The following is a 364-nucleotide window of genomic DNA, read 5'->3' as shown; positions in this document are numbered from 1 at the left end:
ATCAGGTAGTCCGCGTCCAGCACCGAACCCATCTCCGGCGCCGGCTTGATCTGCTCGGCCGTCAGCGTGATCACGTCCGACACGCTGTCCACCACCATCCCCACCACGCGCCCGCCGATGTTCAGCACGATCACCACCGTGAACTGGTCGTACGTCGGGTCGCCCAGCTTGAACTTGATGCGCATGTCGATGATCGGCACGATGATTCCGCGCAGGTTCACCACACCCTTGATGTATTCCGGCGCGTTCGCAATGCGCGTCACCGCGTCGTAGCCGCGCAGCTCCTGCACCTTCTGGATGTCGATCCCGTATTCCTCTTCGCCCAGCTTGAAGGTCACCACCTCCAGGCGGTTGCCGCCCGTGG

At 63.2% G+C, this 364-nt stretch carries 1 protein-coding gene; it reads right to left on the bottom strand.

The features are described 5' to 3' along the window. Nucleotides 1-347, bottom strand: a 347-nt coding sequence (locus BMG07_RS41050) for a chemotaxis protein CheW (protein WP_269759929.1), incomplete at its 3' end; no start/stop codon positions are given. Nucleotides 348-364 lie beyond the last annotated feature (17 nt).

The organism is Variovorax sp. E3 (genome assembly GCF_016082275.1).
Lineage (GTDB): Bacteria > Pseudomonadota > Gammaproteobacteria > Burkholderiales > Burkholderiaceae_C > Variovorax.
This window is presented reverse-complemented; position numbering and strand designations above follow the sequence as displayed.